Origin of the sequence: Oleiharenicola lentus (assembly GCF_051660365.1) — a bacterium.
Classification (GTDB): Bacteria; Verrucomicrobiota; Verrucomicrobiia; order Opitutales; family Opitutaceae; genus Lacunisphaera; species Lacunisphaera lenta_A.
In genome coordinates this window covers 53,381-64,530 of the sequence record NZ_JBOZXB010000001.1, presented here as the reverse complement: position 1 = coordinate 64,530, position 11,150 = coordinate 53,381, and the positions used below count along the sequence as shown (strand labels likewise).

Sequence of the window (11,150 nt, the reverse complement as noted above, 5' to 3'; positions counted from 1 at the left end):
AACGGAGTTACGCGTGCGCGGCCGCTTCTGGTGCGCGTTGGCCGATTTTCCCCACGAGCAACGAGACGGCGGCAAACGCAGTGAGGTGTAAGAACGCCGCGACGGCGAACACGGGACCGAAGGAAATGTTTTCCACCGTCCAGCCGATGCCGGTTTGAGTGAAAATGCCAACCACGCCGCCCATCGCGCCGGCGAGTCCGGTGACGGAGCCGATGGCGCGCGTCGGCAATACTTCGGCGGGCAAAGTCATGTTGGCCCACGCGGCGTGGAAAAACATCGCGAGGCTCATGTAGGTCAACGCGAGCGCGGGAATCTGCGATTGCGCGATGGAGAAACATAGCACGGGCATCGCGAGCGAGGCGAGGAGCATGACGGATTTGCGCGCGCGGTTGACACTCCAGCCGTAGCGCACGAGGCGATTCGGCACGAGTCCGCCAAAAACGTTGCCCAGCGCGAGCGCGACAAACGGGATCCAACTAAACTTGCCGATGTCGGCGAGGTTGAAGCCCTGCTCCTGCTGCAGGTATTTCGGCGTCCAGAAAACGAAAAAGTAAGTGACCGGATCGGTCAGCATGCGGGCGAGCACGCAGGCCCACGTCGCGCGCGAGCGCAGGATTTCCTTCCACGGCATCATCGGCTCGGCGGGTTTGTCGGCATCGCGCCCGTCGAGGATGAGCGTGCGCTCGGCGTCGGAGAGACGAGGGTGATCCTTCGGTGTGTAGTAAACGCGACGCCAGACGATCACCCAAATGAGACCGAGGCCGCCCGTGACGACGAACGCCCAGCGCCAGCCGAGCGTGAGCGCGATAAATGACACCAATGGCGCGGCCAGGCCGGCGCCGATCGCGGTGCCCGCGTTAAAAAGTCCGACCGCGAGCGCGCGTTCGCGCATCGGAAACCACTCCGAGACCGCTTTGACGCCGGCGGGAAAATTCGCGGGCTCCGTCGCGCCGAGGAGAAAGCGACACGACGCGAATTGAAACGGCGTGCGCGCAAAGAAGTGCAGCATCGTCGAGAGCGACCAGCCGGTGACGAAAATGGAAAACGATTTCCGCGAGCCCAACCAGTCGACCAACCGCCCGCTCACGAGATACATCACGGTGTAACTCATCAGGAAGGCGGACGTGATGTAGGAATACTCCATCGTCGTGAAACCGAGCTCGTCCTGGATTGTTTGCGCGAGGACGGACAGCGCCTGTCGGTCGAGGTAATTGAGCTCCGAAGCGACAGCCAGCATACCGACAATATACCAACGCAAGCCGGGGATTTTTTTAGCAGGACTGGGGGCCATAAGCGGAGGAGTGGTTGAAAACGAGCGGTGCTGGATGCCGACGCAGAAGCGCGAGCGGCGGATTGGCAACAGCAAACCACATGCCTATTCACTATGAGTTTATGAAATTTCAGGGGCGATGGTTTAGTTTGACGAAGCGCGGCTTTTCTGAGGCTTTGCAACGCCGCGCGATTTCCGCCGGATCATTTCAAATGTCACTCAAAGTCGAACAACTCTCCGTTTACATTTATCCCAATCGCACGCTCATGGGGCGCGCCGCCGCCCTCGCGGCTCACGCGCACTTGAAGGCCTGCGTCGAAGCGCGCGGCCACACACGCGTGATCCTGTCGAGCGCGCCTTCGCAAAACGATTTCTACGACGCGCTCGCCGATCTCGCAGAAGCGGAGCCGAAAGTGTGGACGTCGGCCGTGGTGTTTCACATGGACGATTATGTCGGGCTCGCGCCGGACCATGCGCAAAGTTTCAGCCGGTATTTGCAGGAGCATTTTTTTCACCGCGTGAAGGTCGCGGAGTTTCACCCGATTCGCGGCGACGCGCCTGACGCGGCGGCGGAAGCTGTGCGTTATGGAAAATTGCTGACCGCGGCGCCGATCGATCTCATCGGGATGGGCATTGGCGAGAACGGCCATATCGCGTTCAACGATCCGCCCGTCGCCGATTTCAACGATCCGGTGCCGGTGAAAGTCGTCGAGATGGATCGTGTGTGCCGTCAGCAGCAGGTGAACGACGGGTGTTTCCCGAACATCGATGCGGTGCCGCGTAATGCGATCTCGATCACGCTGCCGACCTTTGCAAATGCCGGGATGTTGTCGTGTCACGTGCCTACAACGCGCAAAGCCGACGCCGTGCTCGCGACGTTAACCGGGCCGGTCGGCACGGCGTGCCCCGCAACGTTGATGCGCTCGCATCCGAATGCGGCGCTGCACTTGGATCCGGCCGCGGCGAGTTTACTGCCGGAATCGCTGGTGGTCGCCGCGAGTGTTGCGATCGGCGCGGTGCGAGGCTAATTCTGTTTCAATGTCGATGACCGCTCCGTTTTTCGATCTGCAGGTTAATGGTTTCGCTGGCGTCGATTTTCAGGATGCGCAGTTGACGCAAGCCGCGCTACGTCGGGCGGTGGATGCGTTGCTGCGGCATCGCACGGGCGGGATTTTGCTTACGCTGATCACGGATCGGATCGATTCGCTCGCCGCGAAACTGGCGCAGATCGAGCATTACCGGGCAGCGGATCCCGTCATTGCAGCGATGGTGGTGGGGTATCATTTGGAAGGGCCGCATATGAGTGCGTTGCCGGGTTACCACGGGGCGCATCCGCGGGAACTCATGTCTGAGCCGGACGTCGCCGCGTTTGATCGATTGCAATCGGCGGCAAATGGCCGCGTGCGTCTCGTGACGATCGCGCCGGAACTGCGAGGTTCACCCGAATATATCGCTCATGTGCGGTTGGCAGGCGCGCGCGTCGCGATCGGGCATTCAGCGGCGAGCGACGCCGAAATCGACGCGGCCATCGCAGCGGGGCTCACGATGTGCACGCATCTGGGTAATGGCGCGCCGATGGAATTGCCGCGTCATGATAACATCATCCAGCGCCTGCTCGCGCGCGACGAGTTGGATGCGGTGTTTATCGTGGACGGGTTGCACGTGCCGCCGCGGGTGCTGAAAAATTTCGTGCGCGCCAAACCGGCGGCGAAAGTGTTGTTCACGACGGATTGCATGGCCGCCGCGGGCGCGGGGCCGGGGCGTTATCAGATCGGCCGCTTGGAAATTGAAGTCGGGGCCGACGGCGTCGTGCGCGAGCCCGGCAAACCGAATTTTGCCGGCTCTTCGCTGACCATGGATCGCGCCGCAGAAAATGTTGCGGCGTGGCTCGGTTGGCCGGGCCACGAAGTTGCCGCCGCGTGCGGTTCGCGGGTGAGGGCGGCGCTCGGGCTGGGGTAGAGTGGCATGCTCGCATACTTTCCGTTTGCCGAGGGCCGTGGGGACGTGCACTTTGAACGGTTCCCATGAGCGACATCACTCCGGATATTTCCCACGATCAGCACGCAGTGCGCCGGCAAAAGCTGGCCGACATGCGCGCGGGCGGCTTCGACCCGTTCCGCGCCAACGTCACCACGACGCACTTCTCGCAGGATGCCAAAGCGCTCTATGTGGAAGGCCAGGATAACGTCACCACTGTTACCGTGGCAGGTCGCCTCGTGACGTTCCGCGTGCAAGGCGGCAGCTCGTTCGTCAAAATCCAGGATCAACAAGGTCCGATCCAACTCTATTTCCGTCGCGATGTGCTCGGCGAGCAGCGTTACAACGAAGGCTTCAAAAAGTCCCTCGATCTCGGCGACATCATCGGCGTGACGGGTTCGCTTTTTAAGACCAAGACCGGCGAAATCACCGTGCGCGTCGATGCGTTCACCCTCGTGTCAAAGGCGCTGCGGCCGTTGCCGGAAAAGTGGAGCGGGCTCACCGACTCTGAACAAATTTATCGTCAGCGTTATCTCGATCTCATCGTGAATACGGAGTCGCGCGAGCGGCTCATCAAGCGTTCGAAGATCGTGTCGCACGTGCGCCGTTTTCTTGAAGATCGCCAGTTTCTCGAAGTCGAAACGCCGGTATTGCAAAGCGTCGCGGGGGGCGCGGCGGCGCGGCCGTTCCAGACGCACCACAACGCGCTCGGCGTGGATTTCGTGCTGCGCATCTCGCTCGAACTTTATCTGAAGCGCATGCTCGTCGGCGGTTACGACCGCGTGTTCGAGATCGGCCGCAACTTCCGTAACGAAGGCGTTTCGCGCCGCCACAATCCGGAGTTCACGATGCTAGAAGTTTATCAGGCTTACAGCGATTACCGCGGCATGATGACGCTGGTGAAGGATTTGCTTCATCACCTCGTGCGCGACGTCGTGAAGCCCACCGAAACGGAAGGCGAGGGCGAGACCGCGGTGCAGCGTCCCAGCATGCGCATCAAGCATGCAGCGAGCGGCGAACTGATCGACTTCAGCGGCGACTGGCGCGAAGTGAAGTATAAGGATCTCATCATCGAAAAGACGGGTGATGCAGATTGGTTTGCTCGCTCGAAGGCCGAAAAAGTGGCCGGCGTGCAAAAGCTCGGCCTCTTCGCGGATCCGAACTGGCAGGAATTCGAACTGACCAACGAAATTTTCGGCAAGCTGATCGAACCGAAGCTGATTCAGCCGACATTTGTCACGCATTTGCCCAAGGAACTGTGTCCGCTCGCGAAGATCACGCCCGACGACCCGACCACGATTGATGTGTTCGAATTGATCATCGGCGGCATGGAAATCGCGCCCGCTTACTCCGAGCAGAATGATCCTGATGTGCAGCGCCAGATGTTTGAAGCCCAGGCCGGCGAGGAGCAGCAAAAGGTTGACCAAGATTTTCTGCTCGCACTCGAACATGGCATGCCGCCCGCCGGTGGCATGGGCATCGGCATCGATCGCTTGTGCATTTTGCTCACAGGCGCGGAAAGTATTCGCGATGTGATTCTGTTTCCCGCGCTGCGGCCCACCGCCGTCGGTGCGTCAGAAGGCGCTCCGGCGAATCCGTGATTTCGCAAAAATTCAAAACCGGAAATGGCCTGCGCCGTTTCCGGTTTTTTTTGCGCTTATTTAACGGACTCGGTGGGGTGCGTCCGTTGACTTATCGGTGGGTTGTTGTAGGATTTTGGCGTTTTCACGGGCCACATGATTCGACTTTTCAAGTTCACCGCGTTCGCGTTGGCACTGCTGACGCTCGGGCCGCCGTTGTCGGCCGCGCAGGTCGACTTGAACAACGATGGCCTGGGCGATCTCTGGCAGTTGCGGTTTGGAGCGCAGGGTCTCGTGGCCAACGACGATGCGGATGGCGACGGACTGTCCAATGCGGTGGAATCGCTACTCGGCACCGACCCATTTTCAGCGCGCTCTGGATTGGCGATGGAGATCACGGGGTTTTCAGCGAGCGCCCTTGGCGCGCAGTGGCTGGGGATCGTCTCGAAACGCTACACCGTTGAAACCAGCTCGAATCTCACGACGTGGACGCCGTTTGAAACCAAATTAGGAAATGACGCCACTCTGACGACCTCGGCGCCTTCGGCGGGGGCGACAAATTTTTTCCTGCGCGTCGCGGTCACTGACACCGACACTGATGGCGACGGGCTGAGTGATTGGGAGGAAATTGCCGCAGGCTTTAATTCGAAGCGCGTCTTTTCCGAAGGGCTGGGGAGCAATCCCACGACGCCGACTACGAACAATCCGCGTATCACTGACCTGGAGCGTTTTCGCACGCAGATCGCCGCGACGACGAACACGGTTAGCATCGCGGCCATCGATGCAGACGTAGCGGAATCCTGGCCGCATCCGGCGGTCGCCGTGGTGCGTCGCGCCGGCCGACTCGATGCCATCACGGTTAATTTTACGCTGGCAGGCACCGCAACGGGCGGCGTGGACTACAGTTTGCCCACGACGACTTCGGTGACGATTCCCGCGGGCGTTGACGAAGCGGTGATCACGCTGCCGATTCTAAATGACGCGCTCACCGAAGGCGCAGAAACGATCACAGTGCAACTCATCACCGGCAGCGGCTACGTGCTCGCGGCGAGTGGCACCGCAGTGACCTTTACGATCGCGGACGCGGCGGCAGGAATTTCGCACCTCGAGGCAGCGCGGTTTCTCGCGCAGTCGACGTTTGGCTCAACGCCGACTGAACTTGCGCGGGTGCGCGCGCTGGGTTTGGCCGGGTGGATCGATGAACAATTCAACCGGCCGGTCGCGCTGCATTTGCCGATCGTGCAACAATGGTATGCGGAGCTTTCCGACGGCACGCCGATTAACAACGGCGCGGTAAACGTGGAGCACCGCATGGAAGCCTGGTGGCGGCAGACGATGCGCGACGACGCGACGTCTGATCCGTTGCGGCAGCGCGTGGCCTTCGCGCTCTCGCAGATTTTTGTGATCTCTGATCGCATGTCTTCACTCGGCGACGACCAGCGCGGCATGACCGATTATCAGGATCTGCTTTTGCGGAACGCGTTTGGCACTTACCGGCAACTGCTCGACGACGTCACGCGGCACCCGTGGATGGGGCTATATTTGAGTGCGATGCGGAATCGTAAGGCGGCGCCCGCGATCAACCGTTACCCCGATGAAAACTACGCGCGCGAGGTGTTGCAGTTGTTCTCGATTGGTTTGTGGCGGCTCAATGCGGACGGCACGCATTACCTTTCCAACGGCACCGACCTGGATCCCGAGGGCAACCTCGTGCCAGCCGGGCAATCGATTCCCACCTACGGGCAAACGCAGGTTTCGGCATTTGCGCGCGTGTTTACTGGACTGAGTTTCTCCACGCGATTTACGAGTGGCACGGTCGGCACCGAGATCGCGACCACGCGTTTCTACGACAGTTTCAATGTTCCGTGGCGACCGATGCGAATGTTCGATGCCGAACATGACGTCGCTACCAAAACCATTTGGCTGCCCGGTGCATTGCCGCTCGTGCTACCGACACGGACAGCGTCAACGGGTTCGACCGCGGGAGATGCGGATTTGGCCGCGACGCTCGACTACATCGCGAATCATCCGAACATCGGGCCGTTTATTTGCCGCCAACTGATCCAGCGGCTCGTCACGTCGAATCCCACGCCTGACTACGTCGCGCGCATCAGCGCCGTGTTTGCGAACAACGGGTCGGGCGTGCGCGGCGATTTACGGGCGGTCATTCGCGCGCTGTTGCTCGATCCGGAAGCACGCGACTTTGCATCTGCTGCCGACCCCGAGCACGGTTCTTTGCGTGAACCTTACACGCGCTACGTGGCCGCGGCGCGGGCGCTGGCAGTTGCGCCGAGCGATGTTGTTTCTGCGGGCGGACGCTTCCGCGGCTTCGGCAGTCTCGATTCGGAGTTGTTGCAGCGCCCCCTGAGCGCCCCGTCGGTGTTTAATTTCTACAGTCCGACCTACGCGCCGCCCGGTCCGGTGCGCGATGCGGGTCTGGTCGCGCCGGAGTTTCAAGCGCTCAACAGCGTTACGGCGATCAGTCTGCCGAATCGTTTTTCCGGTTCGCTCTCCGCAACCAGCGGAACGGCTGCCGCGACACGGTTTAATTTAACGAATATCGCCGACGATGCCGCGACCACCCCCGTCAATGAATCGCTGTGGAACTCTCGCGTGAACGAAGCCGTCTGGCTGGAACTGGCGCGCGGCAATCCTGATCTGCTCGTTAATGCGCTTGCTCGCACCGTCGCGACGCGTCCGCTCAGTGCGGCGACGTTTCGCCTCGTGACGCGCGCGTTGCGTCGCTTGGACGATCCGCTCGCAGTGTCGACTACGCTCACTGCCGCGCAACGCGAGCAGCGCGCGTTGCTGCGGTTGCGCGTCGCGATTCACCTGCTGTTGATCGCGCCTGAGTGCGCCGTGTTGCGGTAAAAATTTAAAACGATCCCACCATGCCTTCACGCCCGATCACCCGCCGCACGTTTCTCGGACAAGCCAGCTGCGCCGCGGTCGGTTCGCTAGGCTTTCTTTCGACGCTGCTGAATCTCCGCATGGCGAACTCCGCGATGGCGCAGGGTTTGCCGCCGGGGGAGGATTATCGTGCGCTCGTGTGTCTCTTTTTCGCGGGCGGCATGGATTCTTATAATCTGCTCGTGCCTTACGATTCCGCGCAGCACGCCATCTACGCAACGACGCGCGGCGGCATTTACGATGCGACGACCAACTCTGACGGCCTCGCGATTTCACGCGAGTCGCTGCTGCCACTTGCCGCGGCGGTGTCCGATCCATTCGCGATGGCGATGCATCCGCGCGGGAGCGATTTCAACGGACAGCCGGGGATGCAGTCGCTCTACGGCGCGGGCAAACTCGCTTACGTGTCGAACGTCGGCACGCTCGTCGAACGCGTCACGAAGACGGGCTATAATTCCTCGACCGCCAAACTGCCGCGCAGCCTTTATTCGCATTCGGATCAGGTGCAGCAATGGCACACCTCGGTCGCGACGCAGGAACGTCGGTTGGGCTGGGCGGGATTGGCGGCGGATTTGTTGCACGCGGGCAACACGAGCACGAATGTTTCGATGAATATCTCGCTCGGCGGCCAGAATCTGTGGCAGATGGGCAATCGTGTGTTTGGCTACACGATCGGCACCACGGGCAGCACGCTGCCGAGCGATTTTAATTCTCCGTATGCGACGCCGGTCGTCGGCAATAATTCGCGCGGAGCGATTCGCACGGCCGCCTTCGAGAGCTTGATGCAGCAACAGCATCAACACCTGCTCGACAGCACGCTTTCGACAAACTTGCGCGATTCGGTCGAGGCTTCCGCGGCGTTTAAGGATGCGTTCGACACGAGCCTGCTCACGACGCTCTTTCCGGGCGACAACGGCTACGTGCCGCCCGCGCCCTACACGGCACCGACGGCCAACTCGCAAGGCAACGATCCCGCCCGCACGCTCGGCCAGCAGTTGAAAGCCGTCGTGCGCACCATCAAAGCGCGGCAGGAACTCGGGATGCGTCGGCAGACGTTTTTCGTGAACTACGGTGGCTGGGATCATCATGACGAGGTCATCAACACGATGGACACGATGGTCGGCGCCGTGAATCGCTGCCTCGCGTGTTATTGGGCGGCGCTCGGGGAGATCGGCCTGCAAAATAATGTCACGCTTTACTCCGCGTCGGATTTCGCGCGCACGCTGACTTCAAACGGTGCGGGCTCCGATCACGCGTGGGGCGGCAATTCATTCGTGCTTGGTGGCGCGGTCACCGGCGGACGCATTTACGGGGCCTATCCGAATCTCGCGCTGACCGGGCCGAGCGTCGTCACAAATCGCGGCGTCACGTTGCCGGCGGTGTCCGTCGAAGAATATTTTGCGGAACTCGCGCTGTGGCTGGGCGTGCAACCGCACCAACTCGCCGACGTGTTGCCGCGCATCGGAGCGTTTTACACGCCGGGCGGCGCGGCGCCGGTCGGATTCATGCAGGCGTGAAAACGTCACGGAGTTTCCAAGTGGGTGTCGCGGTCGTGGTGGTCGCGATCATCGGTGTTATCCTTTTTCTAAATCATCAGCGGCCGCGCGCGAAAGCTCCGGGATCGTTTCTCGCGAACGAACCCACGCCCACGCCGCCGACGTTGCTTGCTCCGCCGGCGGATGCGTCGGTCCCCGCGCCGGCGTGGCGGTGGTTGCTCGCAGCGGACGGATCGCCCCAACAAGACCTCACCGCGTTGCAAGACATGGTTGCGAATCTGCTGCAAAGCGTGCCGGTGAACCAACGTCCGCCGCTGGGTTTCGATACGGATTTGGCGCGGGCATTGAGTGATCCCGCGTGGATGGGCGACGCCGCGTTGCCGCCCACGCATCCGGCGTTGCGCGAAGGGCGGCTGATTGATCGCTGGGGACGCCCGTGGTTAATTCATCCGCAATCCGCTGACCGCATTCAGGTGCGCAGCGCAGGGCCGGACGGGAAATTGTTCACGGCCGACGACTTGGTGGCTCCGCGTGATGTGGTCGGTGGCGATAAGCAATAAAGCGGAAGGCATTGGCAAAAACAGATTGGCAGGTTGACCTCTAACCTATCGCCTCAAGCGTAGCGCTTACCGCCCACCAAATGCCCTGGCCCGTTTATCTCGCTCTCAAACAACTTTTCCCGACGGGACGGATTTCGTTTTTTACGCTTATCTCGGTGATCGGCGTTGGCCTCGGCGTGGCGTTGATGTTCGTGACGACGAGCGTGATGGGTGGCTTCGGCCACCAGATTCAGCGCATGATCATCGATACGCAGGGGGAGGTGCAGATTCGCGCCCAGTCGGCGCTTGATAAACCCCAAGCCGCTGCGGTGGAGAAAGCGCTCCTCGCGTCGCCTGAGGTCGCGGCCTTTGCGCAATATGCCGCCGGGGTCGTGGTGCTCGAATACGCCAGCCGGCCGGCGTTTCCGGCGATTCAAGGGTTCGACATCGAACAGATCAAAAAAGTGATTCCGCTCGACCGTTACATGATCGCCGGCTCGCTCGATAATCTCGACGATGATTCCGTGATCCTGAGTTCATTGCTGGCGAGCGGGCTCGGCGTGCGGGTGGGCGATGTCGTCAGTCTTTATTCGCCGTTGTCGATCGAGCGGGCGCGAAAAAACGAAATGTTACTACCGCGCGACGTGCTCGTGGCGGGCATTTTCCAAGTGGGCCACCAGCAACTCGACAGCTCGACGGTGATTTGTTCGCTGCGCCTGATGCAGGATCTCTACGGGCTCGAACAGAGCATTCACGGGTATAACGTGCGGCTTAAAACTGGCACCGACGACTATGTGGCTGCGACGGCGATTGGGAAACTGCTTCCGCCCGGCACGCGCGCGTTTACGTGGTTTGAGTCCAATGCGGATTTTCAAGCGGTGCTCAGCTTCGAGCGGAACATGATTTTTTTCCTGCTGACGTTTATCATCATCGTGGCGGCATTCTCAATCACGAGCTCGCTGCTCGTGACCGTGGTGCGGAAGACGCGTGAAATCGGTTTACTCGGAGCCATGGGCGGCAAGGCGCGAGATATCGCGACGAGTTTTTGTGTGCAGGGTTTGTTTATCGGGATAACCGGCACGGTGATCGGGCTCGGGTTTGGGCGCGCGCTGCTATATTTTCGCGACGACATTGTGCAAGTGATCGCGCGATTCACGATGGGGCAGGAGGCGTTCGTGAAGTTTTACCAGTTCAGTTCGTTGCCTGCTCACACCGCGACGAAAGACGTGGTGATGATTATCGTTTTCTCAGTGTTGGCCTCGACGATCGCCGGCTTGATTCCCGCGTGGCGTGCGGCGCGACTGAAACCCGTGGAGGCGCTGCGCAGTGAGTAATATTTTTGACACCCGAATTTCACGAATGGGCACGGATGGTGAAG

Annotated in this window: 8 protein-coding genes; 7 read left to right on the top strand and 1 reads right to left on the bottom strand. The window is 60.8% G+C overall.

From position 1 onward, the window contains the following. Positions 1-7: 7 nt before the first annotated feature. Entirely contained in the window at positions 8-1,291 is a 1,284-nt protein-coding gene (locus tag ACRRQW_RS00235) for an MFS transporter (RefSeq protein WP_438479071.1), read from the bottom strand. A gap of 191 nt (positions 1,292-1,482) precedes the next feature. Between ACRRQW_RS00235 and ACRRQW_RS00230 the strand changes: the two genes are divergently transcribed. The 7 genes from ACRRQW_RS00230 to ACRRQW_RS00200 all read left to right on the top strand — a co-directional run bounded on the left by ACRRQW_RS00230 (position 1,483) and on the right by ACRRQW_RS00200 (position 11,106). Next, positions 1,483-2,298 carry a 6-phosphogluconolactonase gene (locus ACRRQW_RS00230; protein WP_438479069.1) on the top strand — a complete coding sequence of 272 codons (816 nt, stop codon included), beginning with the start codon at positions 1,483-1,485 and terminating at the stop codon, positions 2,296-2,298. A gap of 16 nt (positions 2,299-2,314) precedes the next feature. Continuing rightward, positions 2,315-3,229: an N-acetylglucosamine-6-phosphate deacetylase gene (locus ACRRQW_RS00225; RefSeq protein WP_438479067.1), complete on the top strand. Its 915-nt coding sequence runs from the start codon at positions 2,315-2,317 to the stop codon at positions 3,227-3,229. 65 nt (positions 3,230-3,294) lie between these two features. Then, positions 3,295-4,848, top strand: a complete 1,554-nt coding sequence (lysS, locus tag ACRRQW_RS00220) for a lysine--tRNA ligase (RefSeq protein WP_438479065.1) — start codon at positions 3,295-3,297, stop codon at positions 4,846-4,848. 135 nt (positions 4,849-4,983) lie between these two features. Further along, positions 4,984-7,698, top strand: coding sequence for a DUF1800 family protein (locus tag ACRRQW_RS00215; RefSeq protein ID WP_438479063.1), 2,715 nt, complete (start codon positions 4,984-4,986; stop codon positions 7,696-7,698). A gap of 20 nt (positions 7,699-7,718) precedes the next feature. Beyond that, positions 7,719-9,254, top strand: coding sequence for a DUF1501 domain-containing protein (locus ACRRQW_RS00210; protein WP_438479061.1), 1,536 nt, complete (start codon positions 7,719-7,721; stop codon positions 9,252-9,254). Continuing rightward, complete coding sequence (locus tag ACRRQW_RS00205; protein WP_438479059.1) at positions 9,251-9,793, top strand: hypothetical protein; 543 nt, start codon at positions 9,251-9,253, stop codon at positions 9,791-9,793. Before ACRRQW_RS00210 ends, ACRRQW_RS00205 begins: the two co-directional genes overlap by 4 nt. Before the next feature lie 80 nt (positions 9,794-9,873). Further along, positions 9,874-11,106 carry an ABC transporter permease gene (locus tag ACRRQW_RS00200; protein WP_438479057.1) on the top strand — a complete coding sequence of 411 codons (1,233 nt, stop codon included), beginning with the start codon at positions 9,874-9,876 and terminating at the stop codon, positions 11,104-11,106. Positions 11,107-11,150 lie beyond the last annotated feature (44 nt).